Annotated in this window: 8 protein-coding genes; 7 read left to right on the forward strand and 1 reads right to left on the reverse strand. The window is 45.3% G+C overall.

Features of this window, described 5'->3' with window-relative positions:
* Positions 1-101 precede the first annotated feature (101 nt).
* Positions 102-12,707, forward strand: coding sequence for a hypothetical protein (locus GX089_03825; GenBank protein NLP01600.1), 12,606 nt, complete (start codon positions 102-104; stop codon positions 12,705-12,707).
* Here the strand turns inward: GX089_03825 and GX089_03830 are convergent.
* Entirely contained in the window at positions 12,673-12,987 is a 315-nt protein-coding gene (locus tag GX089_03830) for an SPASM domain-containing protein (protein ID NLP01601.1), read from the reverse strand. The genes GX089_03825 and GX089_03830 overlap by 35 nt on opposite strands.
* A 731-nt stretch (positions 12,988-13,718) precedes the next feature.
* Between GX089_03830 and GX089_03835 the strand changes: the two genes are divergently transcribed.
* From GX089_03835 to GX089_03860, 6 genes are all read left to right on the forward strand, one after another.
* The gene (locus GX089_03835) at positions 13,719-14,975 is read left to right on the forward strand and encodes a bifunctional folylpolyglutamate synthase/dihydrofolate synthase (GenBank protein NLP01602.1); all 1,257 of its coding nucleotides are present in this window, start codon (positions 13,719-13,721) and stop codon (positions 14,973-14,975) included.
* 104 nt (positions 14,976-15,079) lie between these two features.
* Complete coding sequence (locus tag GX089_03840) at positions 15,080-16,534, forward strand: hypothetical protein (protein NLP01603.1); 1,455 nt, start codon at positions 15,080-15,082, stop codon at positions 16,532-16,534.
* Between the two features lie 26 nt (positions 16,535-16,560).
* Positions 16,561-17,400 carry a PEGA domain-containing protein gene (locus GX089_03845; protein ID NLP01604.1) on the forward strand — a complete coding sequence of 280 codons (840 nt, stop codon included), beginning with the start codon at positions 16,561-16,563 and terminating at the stop codon, positions 17,398-17,400.
* 27 nt (positions 17,401-17,427) lie between these two features.
* Positions 17,428-19,164 (forward strand): formylglycine-generating enzyme family protein, encoded by a 1,737-nt coding sequence (locus GX089_03850; protein ID NLP01605.1) that lies wholly within the window; start codon positions 17,428-17,430, stop codon positions 19,162-19,164.
* A gap of 134 nt (positions 19,165-19,298) precedes the next feature.
* Entirely contained in the window at positions 19,299-20,306 is a 1,008-nt protein-coding gene (locus GX089_03855) for a glycoside hydrolase family 5 protein (protein ID NLP01606.1), read from the forward strand.
* A 151-nt stretch (positions 20,307-20,457) separates the two neighbouring features.
* On the forward strand, positions 20,458-20,830 hold a 373-nt coding region (locus GX089_03860; GenBank protein ID NLP01607.1), incomplete at its 3' end, for a hypothetical protein.

Here is a 20,830-nt window from a genome sequence, read left to right on the forward strand (position 1 = left end):
CAATAGACAAAAATTAAAATCAGGCGTATAATGTTATATATAATGAGAATTTTATGGCATGATGTTCTGAAATGAATTGCGGTCTTGCCGGGATCAAGCAAATGCCAGAAGATGTATCAAATTTAAAAACCATTGCTGCAAAAGGAAACAGCGGCACATTAAAGTGTCTCCTTTTTCGTGAGAACACTTTTCTGCCGACAATGGTTTTTATCTGCCTTAGCATAATCTTTTCATTCTCTGATATTCAGGCTGGCGGTTATTCAGATGACCACAGTGACAGCGGCAATGTGATCGACACAATAAGTGCGGGAACAGTCAGGACAGTTGATGCGGACGGGGGAGCGGATTACACATCTCTGGATTCCGCATTGAACGCCATAGCCGGAGGACTGGATATTGACACTATTAAATTTGTGGGAAGCGATGTTGACACATTTACCTGGTCCACTTATCTTTCGCAGAGTATCGGTACCATAACCTTTAAGGGTACAAAAAATGATCCGGACAGTTTTCCTGTAATTAATCACACAAATCATGGCACTTATAACTTCTTCAATGCGACAAACGGCCGGTTTGAGAGAGTAGTAATAACCGGTTCGTATGGCTTCAACATGGGCCAGTCTGCAAAGACACACGAATTCCTCAATTGTGTGTTCCGGGATAATACCTCTACAGCAACAGATCCCTATATAATCCATGTGGAAGGTGCAGCAGCCCTGAGGCTGGAGAACTGTCTTTTTGAGGGAAATACCTGTGGAAGTGTCATCAGCATCAATCCCTGGGGTGGAAATCCAGCATTGATTATTACTAACTGCACTTTTGACAATAACACCAGAGTTTTCAGCGCTGATCCGGGTGGTTCAATTGCCAATTATGTCTTTAAAAACAATATTTTCAGCGGGAATACAACAACTTTCATGGGCAACAACCTGAGAGGTAAAACTACTTATTCCCTTACCTCTGAAGACATAGCCGATTACGGAACAGGGTGTGTATCAAACAGTAATCCACAATATCATTTCGGTAACAGAAACAAACCATCAGACTGGCGGATAGCCAACGGTTCTCCCGGTGATGGGATTGGAACCACAACCGGTGCTCCAGCTACAGATATAGCAGGCCAGGCAAGAGGTGGAAGCATAGATGCTGGTTGTTGGAATTCTGCAGCACCGCCGGCTAAAGATTATTTCTGGGATGTATCAACCTCTCCGGGGATTCAGGCAGGTAAGGGAACCTGGGGAACAAATAATTACTGGACAATCGATGGAACTACACTTGTCTCCTGGCCTGGTTCAGGATATAGCGCCATATTCGGAGGGAATGATGGCAATTATACGATTACAGTAAATGGTACCCAATATGTTGACAGCATTACATTTCTCAACAGCAATTATTATCTCACCGGAGGCACTATTGATCTGGGATCGAAGAACGGAATCTATGTGGAAAGCGGAGAAAGAGGGGAAATAAATTCCGTAATTGCCGGTACGGCAGGAATAAAGCTTTACGGAACAGGTGAGTTGAGTTTATCGGGCAACAACACCTTCACAGGTGCATCTGTCATATATGAGGGAAAACCCAAATTGATTCATCCAAACGCACTGGGTGCAACCAGTGGTGCAACAACCATCAACTCAGGTGCCTGCATACAGCTTTCCGGTAATACGACATTTGCAGCGGAACGTCTTTACATAAACGGTTTCGGTACCGGGACAGGTGTTGTAAGAACAGGAATAGATGGAATTAATGATAATGCTGTATGGCAGGGGAGAATAACACTTCAGGGTAACAGTTCATTCGGAGCAAGTGAAGCAAATGATCAGATTACAATCACTGGTGTTGTAGAAGGCGCGTTTCAATTGACAAAGGCTGGCCCTGGTACAATAACTCTGTCCGGGACCAATACTTTTTCCGGAGGTCTGACAGTTGAGGAAGGAATTCTAAGATCTGGTAATTCTCAGGCTCTGGGTAATTATGGAAATGCAATCACCATTGCTAATGGTGCTGCAATCGATGTGAACGGTTTTGATCTACGCGGATATACCCAGAGCATTGTCATAAATGGTCAAAGAAATGGAAGTAATGGTGCCCTGATAAACAGTGGTGGAGAACAGATAAATGCCATCAGAAAGATCTCTCTGGGCAGTAACGCCTCTATCGGCGGCAATGGAAACCGCTTTGATATCGGGAGGGGATACTCCGGTTCTGTCTGCATAACCGGTAATAACCACATCCTTACTAAAGTCGGGTCTAATTATATGGCTTTACTGGCGGATGCTGACGGGCTGGCAGGAGTTGTTGTCAACAGCGGAACTTTGTCGCTTGAGGCAGATGCAGCAGCGGGAAATGCTCCAATAACAATCAATAACGGGGCAATCCTTGCCTCGTATGAGAACAGAACCTTTTCCAATAATATAAGCATTAATGATGGCGGCACATTGCATTCTTCATTGTATAACGCATACACAACGGTGCATAACGGCTCCATCACACTAACCGGTAATACCAATATTGGAAACCCTGTTGCAAGTACCATGATCATTTCCGGGGCAATAGGTGGTACAGGCAATGTTAATTTTACAGGTGCAACTGGTACAGTTATTCTTGCCAACAACAACAATTACAGTGGCGGCACTACGATTAGCTCAGGAACTCTGCAGATTGGAAATGGAGGGACTACCGGCAGCATAACAGGCAATGTGACCAATAACGGTACATTGAGATTTAACAGGTCTGATGATATGAATTTCGGAGGAGTAATCTCCGGTACAGGTGCAGTTGTACAGTCCGGAGAAGGGAATCTGACTCTTTCGGGGGCAAACACCTATTCCGGATTGACAACAGTGTCACCTTTATGTACTCTGATTGTAGCCCACAACACTGCGCTGGGCACTACTGCCGGAGGAACAGTACTTGAGGCTGGTGGTGGTCAGTATTCTACCTCACTGCGTTTGGCCAACGGAGTAACAATTACAGGTGAGACAGTAACCCTTAATTCCAACATTTCCGGTGATGCAAGGTCTGCAATTGAAGTAGGCAATGGCAATACTGCAACATGGAACGGTACTGTGATATTGGCCGGTAATAACAGAACGCAATTGTATGCCAATGGTACTATGAATATTAACGGGCCAGTCAATGGCAGTTGCCGCCATCTCTTGCTCAGAGGTTACGGTACCGGAAATATCAACTCCAGTATAAATATCGGAAACACAACTCTTTTAAAAACAGATGGTTCTACCTGGAATATTAACACCACAGGAAATACCTGGGGAAATACCCAGATAGCAGTTGGCACACTGAAACTGGGGGTAACAAATGCAATGCCATCTGCAACCATTATTACCATGGGGCAGAATGATGCATTAAGTGCCGCTTTCGACCTTAACGGAAAAAATCAGACCATTTCCGGGCTGATGGATGGAGGTTCAACAGGGGGAACCAAGAGAATAACTAACAGCGGAACATCTGCGGCCACTTTGACAATTAATAACACTTCCGATTTTACATACAGCTACCTGATCCAAAACAGCAGCAATCCGCTAAATCTTATAAAGAGCGGAAACGGTACTCTTACTCTGGCAGGAACCAATACCTATACAGGTACGACAACTGTTTCAGGTGGAACACTCAATGTAACCGGTTCCCTTGCATCGGGAAGTGCTGTAACCGTTACAGGTACTCTGGCTGGAAATGGAACTGTAGCCGGAACTGTAAACGCAAGTAATGGCACAATAGCTCCCGGAAATAATGGAACAGGCACACTCAATACCGGTGCTCTCATTCTCAACGGCTCTTCAAAATTGAATTTTGAACTGGGTACTGCAAGGGACAGTATCAAAGTTACAGGAAATCTTACCCTTGACGGAACATTGAATGTTACTGAAATGGCAGGGTTTGGTCCCGGAACCTATTGCATCATTACATATTCTGGAACCCTCATCGATCAGGGACTCCAAACCGGCACTATGCCCGCTGATTACAATTACAGTATTGAAGCAAGCAAGGGATCTGTAAGGCTGATTGTCAGTCCGTTGTCATCGGATTATTTCTGGGATGTTTCTGCTGATGCTGGATTTCAGGCTGGAGATGGTACCTGGGGAACAGATGATTACTGGTCCACAGATGGAACGACTCTGGTTTCCTGGCCGGGAGCGGGTTATTCGGCAACTTTCGCCGGTCAAGACGGTACTTACACTGTGACGGTCAGCGGCACCCAGAATGTAGACAGCATTGCGATACTGAATTCAGGTTATACTCTTACCGGGGGAACCATCCATTTCGGCACTAAGAATGGTATTTACATGATTGCCGGCAAGAGCGCAACCATAAGCTCGGTTATAACAGGTACGGGAGGACTGAAGCTATACAGTCCGGGAACAGGAAGCCGTGCCACACTTAATTTAGAAGGTTCTAACACTTATACTGGCGTAACAAACATCAGTCAGTATGTACGGTTGAATGTGCCCATTCTTGCAAACGGAGGATTGAACAGCAGCATTGGCCGATCTTCAAATGCCGCATCAAATCTTATTATCGATGGTGGACAGTTGCGGCATACAGGAGCGGCTGCAAGCACCGATCGTCTCTTTACATTAACAGATAAAGGCGGATATGTTTTAGCCAGTGGAAGCGGACCTCTTAATTTTACCAATACCGATTCGATTGCTGTTACAGGAGCTGGAACACCTGTTCTGGAAATAGGTGGAGTATATGAGGGAGCAAGTGTTTTTGCACCAGTCATAGTTGATGGAGCCGGTACTGTGTCGGTTTTAAAGAGTGGTCCTGTCAGTACCTGGATTTTGACCGGAAATAACACCTACACAGGTGTAACAACTGTAAGAGAAGGCACGTTGCAGGTAGGAAACGGCGGAACAAGCGGAAGCATTACCGGCGATATTGTCAACAGAGCCACACTTGTTTTCAACAGATCAAATGCATATTCATATTACGGGATCATATCAGACACCGGTGCTGTCATACAGTCCGGATCAGGTACTCTCACTCTGGAAGGTATAAACACCTACACCGGGAAGACTGTCATTAATTCAGGTACCTTGTCTGTTGCATATCTTGACAACGGAGGTACAAACAGCAATATCGGAGCATCAGCGGCCACAGCGGGGAATCTTGTGTTTCGCGGCGGAACGCTTGCATACACAGGGGCTGGAAATGGCACAAACAGATTATTTACACTTGACGTAAATGGCGGTACAATCGATGCCTCAGGTACAGGTACTCTCAGGTTTACTGCAACTGGCACAATGGCGTTTGAGGGAACAGGTGCAAGAACACTGATCCTGAGTGGAAGCAACACTGGCGATAACAGATTGAATATCGCAATCAATAATGATGGAGGAGGTAATGCCACTTCCATCATTAAAACAGGCACCGGAAAATGGATATTGAATGGAAATAACGGGGCTACAGGGACAGTTACAATAAGCAATGGAACACTGCAGATTGGAAACGGGGGAACTACCGGAAGTATTGCAGGAAATGTTGTAAATGGCGGAGTATTGATTTTCAACCGGTCTGATGCCCTCTCTTACAGCGGTAATATCTCCAGTACCGGTTCTGTTACCAAGACAGGAACCGGTACATTGACACTTTCCGGGAATAATACTTTCTCTGGTGGAGTTACGATCAGTGCCGGTACACTCAGAGCAGGAAGCACATCTGCTTTAGGACATTATGACAACACAATTACAGTCAGTTCCGGTGCTGCACTGGATATAAACGGATATAACCTGCAGAACTACACTAAGGAGATAATCCTGAACGGGCAGGTTGACGCCAGCACTGGAGCCCTGATAAACACCGGTGCAGTGCAGCAGAATGCTATTGGTAAAGTCAGCCTGGGAAGCAACACATCGATTGGAAATGATGGCGGCAATGCCGTTGAAATCGGCAGAGGAATTGGCGGTACAGTACTCAATGGAAACGGATTTACGCTGACAAAAATCGGAACCAATGATCTGAAACTGGCTGGAACAGGATCCGGGCTGGCGTCTGTGATAGTAAATGCCGGAAGATTGAGCCAGGAAACAGCAGATGCATTCGGGAATGCTCCTGTCATAGTCAATGGCGGTGCAGTACTGTCTTCATATTACAGCATGACAGTAGCAAACAATATAACTTTGAATGACCAGAGTACACTGCGGTCATCTTCAAACGCTGCCCATGTAACCGAGTACACCGGTACAATAACAACCTCCGGAAATGATACACTCCTGAATAATGGAACCAATACTGTCACTCTGAGCGGTGTTATAGAAGGAACCGGAACAATAATAAAGAAAAATGCCGGAATATTCAGGCTTTCAAACACCGGTAACACTTTCAGCGGTGGATTGACAGTCCTGAGCGGAACCCTTCAGATTGGTGCTGATGAAGTAATTCCTGATGGAGTGGGGAAAGGCAGTGTAAGCGTAACCGGTGGTACACTGGATCTCAACAGCCACAGTGAAACCATTAATGGACTGAGTGGCAGTGGAACCATTACCAGCAGTACCGCCGGTGCATCCACATTGGCAATCGGCGGCAATAATGCCACATCATCCTTTGACGGAGTAATCCAGAACGGAGCCGGTACTGTTGCGCTTACCAAAACCGGAACCGGAACACTGACACTTGCAGGTGTAAACACCTATACCGGTGCCACTTTAGTTTCTGCCGGGACTCTCAATGTAACAGGTTCAATCGCATCAGGCAGTGCGGTTACAGTCAGTGCGACTCTCAGTGGTGATGGTACTGTTGCTGGAACGGTTAATGTCTCAAATGGAACCATTATTCCTGGAAATGGGGGGACAGGGACACTCTCTACAGGCACATTGACTCTGAACGGCTCTTCAACTTTAAACTATGAAATCGGTACATCATCGGATCTGATAGCAATAACTGGTGACCTTGTACTTGACGGAAAATTGAATGTTGCCCCGGTTGAGGGATTTGGCATAGGGACATATATTATCATGACTTACTCCGGTTCTCTTACCAACCAGGTATTGGAGATTAATACGGCACCTGAAGGATACAACTACGGTATTACTGCAGAGGATGGCAAAGTTTATTTACATGTAATCTCCACATCGACTGACTGGTTCTGGGATGTATCTACAGATGCATCATTCCAGGCTGGAGACGGAACCTGGGGAATTGACAATTACTGGACAACAGACGGCACTCATCTGTTCCCCTGGCTGAGAGGAGATTTTTCTGCGACATTTGCCGGAAGTGACAGTACCTGGACTGTTACAGTCAATGGAACACAGAATGTGGACAGTCTGGCATTTTTAAATTCCGGCTATACTCTGACTGACGGTACGTTAAATTTCGGTACAAAGCCGGGAGTTCTTGTCGCAGCAGGAAAGAACGCCACCATAAATTCCATAATATCAGGTTCTCCCGGTTTGTCAAAATACGGAACCGGTATTCTTGTTCTTGGCGGATCTAACACATATACAGGTCCAACTGTCATTAATGCAGGAACTATAAGCACACCTGTGATTTCCGATGGAGGCAGCAGCAGCGGTATCGGAGCATCTGCCAACACTGCAGATAATCTGGTAATACTGGGGGCAACGCTAGTTTATACCGGTACCGGCCACAGCTCAGACCGTCTCTTTACCCTTGGCACAGCCGGCGGTACAATCAGCGCCTCCGGATCAGGTGCTTTGAATTTGTCAAATACGGGTAGTATGGCGTTCAGCGGGGCAGGAACACGTACTTTAATTCTCGGTGGAACCAATAGCGGGAACAATATACTCGCCGCTGAAATTACAAATGAGGGGGCAAATGCCACGTCTGTTACCAAGTCAGGTGATGGAAAGTGGATTTTGACCGGTAATAACACTGCCACAGGCACAGTGACAATAAGCGGAGGCACACTCCAGATCGGCAATGCAGGGACTTCTGGAAGCATTGCAGGAAATGTCGCCAACAGTGGAACACTGGTGTTTAACAGATCTGACAATTATACATACAGTAAGGTCATTTCCGGTGCGGGTGCTGTTATTCAGGCCGGATCAGCAACACTGATATTTGATGGCGATAACGCATATACAGGTGTTACAACAATCAGTGACGGAACTTTGCAGATAGGTGATGATGGTACAACCGGAAGCATAGCCGGAGATGTGGTCAATAATGGATCTCTGGTATTTTACCGTTCCGATGAGTACTCTTACTCTGGAATCATTTCCGGAACAGGAACAGTACATAAAAACGGAGCTGCCAGACTGATACTGACAGGCACAAATGCCTATTCCGGAGCAACAGTGATAAATAGTGGTACTCTTTCTGTAAATGTTCTTGCTGATGGGGACTCAGCCAGTAATATCGGTGCCGCTGCAGCTACAGCCGATAGGCTGATAATCAATGGCGGCACTCTTGAATATACCGGTGCCGGCTCGACAAGTAACCGCCTCTTTACAATTGGAACCGGAGTCTCCGGTGCAGCTATCCTGGCATCAGGAACAGGAGAATTGAATCTCAATGGAACCGGCTCTCTTGCATTTACCGGAAATGGATCCCGGACACTGACTCTTGGCGGCAGCAACTCCGGAAATAACTCCCTTGCTGTTGTAATAGGAGATCAGGGAACAAATGCTACTTCAGTCACCAAAACCGGAACCGGGAAATGGATTTTAACAGGAGAAAACACATATACCGGAATCACCAGCATTTCTGCCGGAACGCTCGTTATAGATGGATCTACTCATGCCGGAAGTGCTGTAAATGTCGCTGCCGGAGCTACTCTGGCAGGATCCGGAATGGCCGGAGGAAATGTTACAGTCGCAAATAATGGAATCATAGCCCCCGGAACCGGCACAGGGACCCTGTATACTGGAAGTCTTGTACTTAACAATGCATCAGTACTGAGTTTCGATCTTGGAACTGCACGTGACAGCATCAGAGTCGTCGGTAACCTTACCCTCGATGGTATACTTAACATTACTGAAACTGCCGGGTTCGGTCCTGGCACTTACACTTTAATAAAGTATACAGACAGCCTGGTTGCTGATAACGGTCTGGAGATAGGCTCTGTTCCTGATCAGGGTTACATCTACTCTGTAACTGTCAATGAAGGAGCAAAGTCGGTAATTCTTTCAGTAGTTCCGGGTTTGTCTCTTAAGCCGATAACTGTTGTAGAGACTGCACAACGCTGCTCGGTCTACACAGATGACTGGACCCTTGTCTTTGATAATCAATACGGAGGTGGAATCGTAACTTTGACCGATGCAGCACACGGAGAATCGAGCGGGCAGGGGAATCAGCTTGGTAATGGACAAAACCTCTACTACTTCTTCTTTGACGGTGATAACTCCAAGAGCGATGGAAAGGGAACCTGGTCGGTATTGACAAAAGGAGGCTTTTTCGCCACCATACGCCAGAGTGGAATTCTCAAAGGACTACCTTACATAACAGATTATACTGTTCATGGATCAGGGAAAATCTATATCAGAACCTCCCTGGAGAATACTGGGGGCGATGTATCCGGAAAAACAGTCCGTTGTGTTGTTGAGCGCAGGAATGTGGCTGCGATGTCATATCACAAAGGAAATGACAATGCCAGCCTCTCTCCTTATGTTCTGATATCATCCGATTCTGCTAAGCAGAATGATATCCTTCTTTCCATCAAGGATCTATGGAACACATCACACGGCGCAGCCGACAGCGCCACCGGCTTCTACAGTGCAGCCGGAAGCTACGGTTATGAAAACAACAATCTCTCTATCTCCACAGGACAGAAGCAGGTCTGGGAATTCATGCTCGATTTCGTGCATGATGCCTGGAATGATACTGCCGGAGTAGGAGGACATTGTGATGATTACCGCAGCCCCGACAGTCTCGAGATGATTGCCGGAACTCTTCTTATGGAGAAAGCCTGGGAGAAGCAGTTACGCGGGCACTGGCAGATGGATGAAGGTACTGGTGATACCATACGGGATAACTCCGGGAACAATCGTCATGCCCATACTACAAGTCAGAACTGGACTAATGGAAGATGGGGTGGCGCACTGAGTTTTAATGGAGTAAACAGTGCAGTGTATCCGGACCACTCTGATTTTGATGGAACCGATTTCTTCACTGTCATGGCATGGATAAAGTGCAATAACGGTACCTTTACTTCTGGTTCTGTGATAGCTGGAAAATACACAGGAGGTAGCGGTTGGAAACTGACCGGCAGCGGGTCTGACAGGGTCACGCTTACCTGCAATGGAACGAATATAACCGGAACGCGTGATGTTGGTGATGGAATGTGGCATCATGTGGCCGCATGTTACTCCAAGTCAAAGGTGATGCTCTATGTTGACGGTCGCATTGATATGATCAGCACCGGCAGCTTCAGTGTGTCCGCCAACGATGAGGAACTGGTGATTGGGAAGGGGTTGACAGGGACTCTTGACGATGTGCGCTTTTACCACGATTATATCTCGGAAAATACTCTCAAAGCCATCTGTCAGCAGGGATTCCGGTCATCTGAGGGAATGTATGAACTCAGGGCTGATAACAACAGCACCATCTGCCTTAAAATTGACGGTGGTTCGATCAGGAGAAACTTCCCCGTGTTCATTATTAACAACTACTGGGCGGAATCCAAACCCGAAGCAGGTTGTGTTGTGCTTAATGGAACACCTCTGATAGAGAATTCCGATTATTTTGCGCACTTCGATAATCCGCATAATCAGTTGATCATTGGCCTTAACAAGATGATCACAACTGATGAGGCCAGATTATATATCGACAATGATTTTGAGGGCGGAGCTCTCATGACCGGGGCAACAAAGAAGATGAACTGGGGGATAGACAATGCAGGAGACTACAAGCACTTCTGGGTAAAAAATTTCTCTGAGAATACTTTCGGAAGTGACAGCTCCAGACAGTGGTATCTTAACTGGAAAATGAGTACTGAGGGTAATAGCAAGGATGGTGAGTTGTGGTTTATGTCAAGCTCATATTCCAACCCCGGAGATCAGGTGGATACAGCCGCCAATATAAACATCATTCCTGGTGCTGATGGAGACAATGATTCATGGGTGACATGGGCATTTAATATCGGCGGGCAGTTACCAAGAAGCAGTAAAGATGTCTCTGGTGCGTTTAACTGGGCAGTTGAGGAAAGCTCCTCTGTCAGAATAAGAATTAGAATTGATAACAGGACTGTATCTCTTGGTGGAAATTCTTTTGATATCAAGACCAGATGGACCATTTACCCGACTGGTCAGATCTTCAGATGGGACAGTATCAGTAATTTCTCTGCCGGGCCTTCCCAGGTGCATCTGCTCAATGTTTTCGATGACAATGCCGGATTCTCATCGGTCAGCAAATCGGAAGCCGGCAAGAGGGCCGTATTGATGAATTCTCAGAATTATCCTGATTTCGCTTCTGCATGGCTTTCCATGAAAAACAACAGCGGATATCAGGCTGAACCTTTCGATAATGACACCATAGACGAGTGCAGCACAGGAGAAAGGGCAGGTTTTAAATATGTCGATGAAACCACAAGTCCCTTGACCAAATGGATATCAGCCCCGATACAGACTGTACAGTATCTGGATATCCAGCGCCCTGAGATGAGTCCGGGATACAGGGATTCTGTATGTATAGGTGTACAGCACACAGGTTTGGGAAACGGAGACGCTCTGATAGTTTCAAAGGGAACACTGCTGTCTGGAGAACTTGCTACAGACGGAGACCTCAACAAGGATGGCTTTAATGAAACAGAGGGTGCCTATGTTATTGCTGCTGAAAACAATGCGGTAAATTTCCAGCTTCCTGCAAATAATGATACATGCAGGTTCTATCCGGTTTTCAGGTTGACTGATTATTTTGCCTCATCAAAACCGCAATACATCTTCCTCTATAACTCTTCCGGCGATACCATTCCTTTATTAGATGGTTATCAGTATAATGCTTACCTTAACAGGGCGAAAAGAGAACTGGTGATACAGATAGACAGTGTATTCTGCAGTACTGTTGGAATTTTTATCTCTGCAGACAGGACTCTGGCAGTTACACTGTCAAGTTTCTGGGCTAAAGGAGGCCAGAACTGTGACACATTAGGGTGGAGAACGGAAAGCGAACTGGAAAATCTGGGGTATTACATCTACAGGAGAATCAAGCCGGAATTCTACGACAGCCTGAGCAATCTTGCGAAAAAGAAAGAAGCCAATGAAGGTGCTGTGGCTTTGCTTAAAGGTAAAGCCATCAGCAGTAAGGATACAGGATGGGTTCTTTTAAATAATGAGATTATTCCCGGTGCTCCGTCGGGAGTTTCACATGCTTCCCGTAATTATATGTGGATAGACAAGGCTGTTTTGAGTGAAGTCCTTTATGAATACAAGCTTGTTTCGGTTGACTATAGAAATGTTGCTGAAGAATTTGGTCCTGTAGAAGCCATGCCTTTACCACTGATCAGGGTTTTCCGCCTGGGAACAAATTTCCCCAACCCATTCAGGGCTTTTACGGTCATTCGATTCGAGCTGCCGGTAGAATGCAGAGTATCACTTAACATCTATGACCTCCAGGGACGGCTTGTGCGAAAGCTTATTACTCCCGATAAACCTCTGGCAGCAAATTATCATCAGGTGATCTGGGATGGTAAAAATGATATGGGTCGTAAGATTCAAGCCGGTCCCTATATCTATCGCCTGACAGCCAGAAAATTCACAAAGTCGATGGTGATGATAAAAGTGGAGTAGGATCTGCCCCCTGATCCACTAACTTCATCAGTCCGACAATAGGATCTTCAGCCAACAGTGATCCTCCAAGCTGCTCAGAAGCAGCACGGCACCCACCACGGCACTTTTCCCATTTTACACAATCCCGGCAATACAGGGGAGTGGTTGTATCCCAGGATTTTACATATTCCGAATTGAATATGGATCTTATGGATTCTCTGAAGATATTCCCGGTAATCACAGGCGAATGATTGCACATCCGCACATCCCCGAATGCATCGATTGTTATCGGTTTTCTCATAGGATCGGAACTGCAGTGAGAAATCGCAATACCAGGATAATCTTTTTGATCGATAATACAGCAGGGGACACAAACATTTGCTGAGATTTGCATACTGCTGTTCATCGAGAAATCATTTGCGGTTTGGAAAGCAGATTTAAGCTGTTGCAGGGATGTTATTTTTCCGGAGATTGTGTCCGAAGCTGGATTGATGACAATAATTGTATCACCGGGACCTGAGACTTGATCTATCGAAAACTGGTTTTCAGGGGAATTGCATAACAGGTTGTAGTAAAACAGCCAGAAGTTACCCCGGAAAGGGAAAGAATGATAGCACCAAGTTTCAGTTTACTCTTGACCAGAGAGGGATGTCGCCTTGTTTAAAATAACGAGGAAAGAAACCAGTCCAAAAGCGATAAAGAGGAAAAACAGGAAAACTGAGATGACTATTTTTCTGTTCATATACAGGCTCCTGCTGTATTAATGTGAAGAATATTGAGTTGAAGCATTACAGAAGGCATTTTCTTCTGTTTATGTCATTCACAAAAGTATAATAGTTACTGTTTCTAAGTCAAGTAAGTTTTCATACAGTTTTCCGGTTTGGAGACAGTATCGCAATTTCAACAAATTTTCTGAAATGCCGGAAAATTTCGCTCTCCGCGGTGAGCAGTTGAAGGTATTACTCATGGAAATTGTGACACACAATTGGATGATAAGGTTTTGCCGGTGCGCAGATTCTATTTTTTACAGTTATGTCAATTAAGGCCGCTGATGTCCGGAAGCACCTCTTTTCCCTCACTGCCAGGGGAATCAAGTTTGATCTCAAACGCATTATTGAGGCTTCAAATCGAATTGGCGTCCCCCACAGTGCTTATAAGTGCATCCATGTAGCAGGCACAAACGGTAAAGGATCAACCTGCGCCTACATAGAATCTATCCTGCGTACATCAGGATTTAAAACCGGGCTTTTTACTTCTCCCCATATTCTGAATTTTGAAGAGCGTTTCCAGATAGACGGGAAAATCATCTCGGAGGACCTCTGGCTTGGTGCCTACGAAAAACTGTCCGGGATTATAGATAAGCTTAAGCTTACTTTCTTTGAGGCCTCAACACTGATTGCTTTTGATCTTTTTAAAGCAACCGGTGTGGAATGGGCTGTATTTGAGACAGGGATGGGGGGACGTCTCGATGCTACAAACATCATTTCACCCGTTGTGTCGGTCATTTCAAGTGTATCCATGGACCACATGGAATTTCTGGGAGACAATCTGTTATCTGTGTTCCGGGAAAAACTTGGGATAGTGAAAAAGAACACACCTTTGATTCTGGCTGCAAACCCAGATGAAGATGTTATGAGGCTGGCAAGGAAAGTTTGCAGCGAGGCAGGGGCAGATCTGACAGTTGTTTCCTCAGATGGTTTGGATTCTCAACAGACACCAGCAGGAACCCGTTTTTCCTATAACGGGCAGATTTACGATATTCAGCTGCGCGGCTCTTTTCAGTTATTGAACAGCCTGCTGGCAATAAATGCTGTCAGGAAAGCCGGAATTAGCGATGATACAATCATCAAAGAAGGACTTTTAAAAGCAAATCTCCCGGGAAGATTCCAGAAGATAGAGATTTCCGGGAAAAATGTAATTTTCGATGTTGGTCACAATCCCGAAGCTGCAGAGGCGTTTATCACTGCGCTGCAGGCAAATTTCCCCAATAAAAAAGCCTGTATTGTAACTGGAATAATGAAAGACAAGGATACTGCAGGTATAATAGCCAACTACCTCAAAGTTGCAGAAACCATCATTTTTACTCAACCCGGGACAGAAAGGGCGGAATCTGCCCAAAACCTGCTTTCCCGGGTTCCACCAGAAAAGCAGTTAAAGTGTTTTGTTATACCGGACGTTGCAAGTGCTGTAAAAGCAGCACTTTGTGGTAAAGAGGAACTGGTGTGTATCGCCGGTTCTTTTTACACGGTGAGCGAAGGTTTTTCTGCACTGGGAATTAAACCTTTTTAATCAGATTTGCACAAACTACATTATTATATTCATTTTGGGGAAAAAATGGGTGCCACAGACGGGACAGCTATTTTCTGGTTTCTTTTCACAATTTCAGGTAGATTATGATGCAGAAATTCAAGTTTCCTATTTTAATACTGCTTCTTTCCTTCTTTCCTGCATTCAGCCAGACTGATATTATCAGGTCTGGAGATTTCAGCGATTTTACCCAATGGAATCTTGATCCCTGGAGTGGTTCCTGCACAAGCTTTGTTTCCAACGGAGAGTTAACTGTTCAGATCACCGACCCCGGAGCTGAAACCTGGTCAATTCAGCTTACCCAGAAAGAAGTTCGTCTCGACAGCGGTAAAGTTTACCGCTTCTCATTCGAAGCTGCAGCAGACATGGAGCGAACTATCGAAGCAGCAGTTGGCAGGGATGGGGGAGATTATTATGCCTGGTCTGGCCGGGATACAGTCACTTTGAATACCGTAAAACAGTCTTTCGAATATGTATTCTCCATGAGGACAACCGGGGATTCTTCTGCCCGGGTTGAATTTAACCTTGGGAAGTATATGGGAAATATCATAATAAGCAATGTGCAGTTAATAGAACTGCCCGGACCGCTTTTAAGCATTACATCGCCATCACCCGGAGCACTGGTCTATGTGGGAAATCCGGAAACTGTCTCCTGGGTATGCCTTGGGGATAATGATCCTCTGACAATCGAACTTTCGGTTGACAATGGTCTGAGCTGGAAACTGATCGCAGATTCGGTACCAAATACTGGCTCTTATACCTGGATACCCGAAAAGACCTATTCACCATGGTGTATCCTCCGCCTTAAAAGTACGTCGGATGAAACTCTTACAGCTCAGACAGAAATGCCATTTGAAATAGCAGCAAGCACACAACTGGTTTTTAATGGATCCTTTTCTATCAGCGATTCTGGCTGGAGCCTTGAAGTGAAAGAAGGGCTGAACGCATCTGGTGAAGTTACGGAAGATGGATACTATAAAACCGTTATTGAAACAGCGGGAAGTGAGGCAGGAGACATCAGGTTAACTCAGGGAGGTATTGTTCTTCTTGAAGAAACTGTTTATGAGCTTTCCTTTACCGCATACTCCGAGAGCGAACGCAAAATAAGCGTGAGCCTGAATCCTGATGGTGAATCCAATGAAAATCTACTCGATAATTCATCAAGTGAAATCGAGCTCAATTCGCTTCCTGCTAAGTACAGGATAGAATTCACGATTGGAGACCAGAGCTATACCAATGCACACCTGAGATTTAATTGCGGCCTTGATGACAAGGGTGTTTTTCTCGACGAGATCGTTATCATGCGTAAAATCTATTCAAAAGCAAGACCGCTTTCCAGAACTGTGAAGGCTCCCGGAACCGCAAACATGAAAGTGATGACATTCACCGATAAAGGTATTCGTTCAGGTTATTCAGGGAAAATCCTCGACCTCATGGGACGATCATTATCAAAAAATGCCCGATCTGCCGTTTACTCCGGGAGAATAAGGCTTTCGCCTGGTTTGTACATCTCATCCGGGCAGAAAACCGAGAAACAATAATATCAAATTAGTGGAGCTGACACAGAATGCATTTAAGCCGTTTTTTTCTCCTTTCAATCTTGTTACTTGTCATCTTTTCATTCCTTTCCTCATCAGCACAGGCCGGTTCTACCACAGCTACCACCAGGGTTATCCTCATCGGACTTTCCGATAGTGCGGTTGTCACTGCTGACGGCAACGTAATTACCCATGACATAGGGGGCTGGTATCAGGTTCCTGCTGGAGACGTAAAAATTGAGATAAAAGAAGCAGATGAGCTTGTTTTCTCTACAACTATGCATTTTGTCGCGGGTGAAGACAGCAGAATAATAATGGAATGCAGGATGGGGTGTGCACAGATTAAGATAGACAGCAAACCTTCAGGAGCAAAGCTTGCAATTGACGGGGAAAATTACGGGGTTACTCCTTTTGTCAACAAATACTTCAGGCCCGGAAACAGGACTGTTGAACTTTCATTAAAGGATTACGCTCCATTAAAGCATGGCTTCTCAATTTCACCCGGTCAATCACAGGATCTTGATCTCCAGCTCTCACGTTCACAGGCCTGGAAAGACTCAGTGGCTCAGATCGCACTCAAGCAGAAACGCTCCCGTCAGATGGTTCAGAAAGCGATATTCGGTTTTCTTACAGCAACCTTTGCCGGTGCGGGACTTTACTATGAAATGTATGCAAGATCACAATCTTCAGCGGCTACCATTGAAGCACAGGCTTATGACGCCGCTGCAATTTCAGAAGAATGTACAATTCACAGAAATGCCTATGAAGCGAACCGATCTAATGCCAGAAAAGCAATAGGATTCAGAAATACTCTGATGGGTGTTGCAGGTGGATGTTTAGTGGGGTTTGGTTTGTCTTTTGTCTTCTAGAGGAAAACTGAGGAGAGAGTATTTTAAATGCACGCAGGCTATATGTTTCTTAAAAGTGTATCTGACAAGCGGTTGTTGGTTGTCTTTGTTCTGATAGTAGTTTTCTGTGCGAAGATACCTCCTGAAAAGGCCTGGAATAACCCTTTTGATCCCCACGGGACAAATTATCATCCGCCAAAGGTGTTCTCAAAAACCGATACGGTACTTGTAATAAATGACACAGTTATACTGGTTGCAGAGGGTTCTGATGAAAACGGGACAATAGCTGCTTATTGCTGGTCATTTGACAATGGTTCAACCTGGGATACGGTTTCAAACTCTTCTTATAAAACATGGGTGGCCTCTGAAACCGGAGCCAAAACAGTCCTGTTCAGGGCAATTGACAATGATGGCCTGGCTTCCTCAATTGACAGCTTTAAGATTATGGTTCACAGTTATGCTCCTGTACTTACACCTGTATCAGATATGACTGCAGGGCAGCGGGAGATTGTGTCTGTAAGTTTTCAGGCATCTGATACTGTGGGTAATCTGATAAAATATTACATCAAAACCGGCAATTCTTCAGGATGGAGTGACAGTTCCGATTCTCCCCGGTTTGATATTTCCAATCCCGAAGGTGGGCCTCTGAAAGTTTTCTGGGCCGTTATGGATGATGATTACAATGTGGTTACAGACAGTTTCACCATCTTTTTTAACCGTGGTCCGGATACCGCGGTAATTAATCCTACTGGTGCATTTCAGGCATTTGATTACAATGAGTGCCTGGGATCTCTGCCTCTGAGTTTTTACGGTACTGATCCGGATGGCGATACAGATACTCTTCATTACACTCTTTTTATCGGTACAGGTACAGGGACACTTTCCGAGCTTTACAGCGGAAGAGAAACGGAGTTTGTCGCCAGCGGATTGCCTCCATCAACATCCTGTGACTGGAAACTGCGTGTAAAGGATCTTTTCGGAGACAGTATTGAAGTCAGCGGCAGTTTTGTCACACCTGATTTCCCGGGCGGACCATCAGGAATGAAGTTTGTCAGATCCAAGGGTGCGAGTTTCAACATGGGACAGGATGAATTCGCGGATCACGAAAAACCTGTTCATTCTGTTTCATTCAGCTATCATTTCTGGATCGATTCCACCGAAGTTACATCAGAGAATTTTGCTGCCCTGGTTGGCACATCACCATCAGAAAATGGCAGTATCCCAATAACCGGAATCTCCTGGTTTGATGCTGCTTATTACTGTAATGCTCGCAGCAAGAGAGATGCTTTGGATACTGTTTACATTTATACGAGTATTAGCGGAACTGTTGGCGAAAACTGCGTAATGGAAGGCCTGTCAATTAATATGGATGCCGGAGGATACAGGCTTCCTACAGAAGCGGAATGGGAGTATGCATGCAGATCCGGAAAAACTTCCCTTTTTTACTGGGGGAACAACCCGCTTATCGCTGCAGACTATGCCTGGATCAAATCAAACAGTTCAAATACGGCTCATCCGGTTGCCCAGAAAAAGCCAAATTCATTCAGACTTTATGATATGGCAGGAAACGTATGGGAATGGTGTAATGATTGGTTTGATGCTGCATACTATTCTGTAAGTCCCTCTGCTGATCCTGCAGGCCCGGATTCGGGTCTGGAGCGTGTGATCAGGGGAGGAAGCTGGATGCACAGCGATTATTTTGCTCAATCAGGTACACGTAGTAAAATGCCGCCTGCAAACGGCAATGCTACTATAGGGTTCAGGGTTGTTCTTCAGGTGAGATAGAGATCTGAGGGCAGAATTAGCGGGGAGTGGAAATGAAGCCCGGCAGCGAATTGTTGATCTTGTTACTTGCTCAAGAACGATCCTCTGTTACAATGATTTCCCTCCGTTAAAAGCCTCTCAACACAGGAGTAAATATGGCCTTTAATCCCGGATGCGGGACAAATATCTCGCACTGGCTCAGTCAGAGTGAAAAAAGAGGAAAGCAGCGTATAGACTGGTTTATCCGTGAGGATGTATCCAGAATAGCTGATATGGGTTTCAACCATATCCGTATTCCAATTGATGAAGTGCAGATGTGGAAGGAAGACGGAAGTGTTGACAATGAATCATTCGACCTTCTGAACAGCTCAATTTACTGGTGCGAAAGGGAGGAGCTTAAAGCGATTGTCGATCTTCATATCCTGCGTACCCACTATTTCAATGACAGGAGCGTGTCCACTCTTTTTACAGATCCGGATGAAATGGAAAGGTTTACCGGCCTTTGGAGAAGTATTTCAAGGGAGACCGGGTTCTGGTCAGAGAAGATTCTTGCCTATGAGATTCTTAATGAACCTGTTGCTCCGGATAATGAGGATTGGAACAGAGTCTGCAATTATGTTTTCAAGGCATTAAGAGAGGTCCAGCCGGAGAGGACTATTCTTTTGGGATCAAATAATTGCTGCTCAGTGGACACTTTCGATGCACTAAGAGTCCCGGATGATAAAAATATCATCCTGACATTTCATTTTTATCACCCTATGTTGCTGACTCATTATACAGCGCCATGGTGGGAGGGAGGCGTCTACCAGGGACCGGTCAGATATCCCGGAAAAACTATACCTGAAGAGGAAATTGAAAAAATTCCGAGTCCGCTAAAAGAGATGCTCAAGGAGATGAACGAATATTGCGACCGGGGTGTCATGCTGGAAAAATTATCAAAACCGCTTTCGGTTGCTAAAGATAAAAACCTTCATCTTTACTGTGGTGAATTTGGCTGCTATAAAAAAGTGCCGGAAAAAGAGAGACATGCCTGGTACAGAGATTTTATTTCTATTTTAAAGGAACAGGGCATATCCTATGCCAACTGGGATTACAGAGGTGATTTCGGGATTCTGGACCAGTGCAGAAAAGAAACTAACATAGCGGGAATGAAACTTTGTTGATGAAGTCTGTAAGTGGTAAAACTTGAGGATTCATTACTGGTTACTTAGACTTGTTTCCAGCGTGCATTAAGGGTATAATTCTATAAAAGAGCTGGTTAAATGTTTTTGGCCACTCTGCTCTCACAAGTGACTAATTTGGCTGGGGGGTTATATGAGAGTAAGAGTGTTAATCGCTTTACTCATATTTCTAATCTCAACCTGTTTGACTTCATGCTATAAAGGCTTGCTGAAAAGCAGTGCTAATAGCGGGAAAGCCACATATCTGCTTTGCTCTGTTCGGGAAAGTGAGCTTCCGCCAACCAACGCGCAGCGTTTCGGTTTTTTCTCCAGTACACTATGGCAGAATTATGAGGAAAACCTGAGGAGCGAAATAGCAGTGTTCGGGGCAACTCCCGGATATGTTCTCTGGTATCTTCAAATGGGAGATGATTTTCCGGTACATATCGCTGAGCACAATAAAAAGCTTGGAATCTATACAGTTATCAATCAGGATATTGCCTCTGTTGAGTTTACTCCTGAGAAAA

Origin of the sequence: Fibrobacter sp., assembly GCA_012523595.1 — a bacterium.
In the GTDB taxonomy this organism is placed as follows: domain Bacteria; phylum Fibrobacterota; class Chitinivibrionia; order Chitinivibrionales; family Chitinispirillaceae; genus JAAYIG01.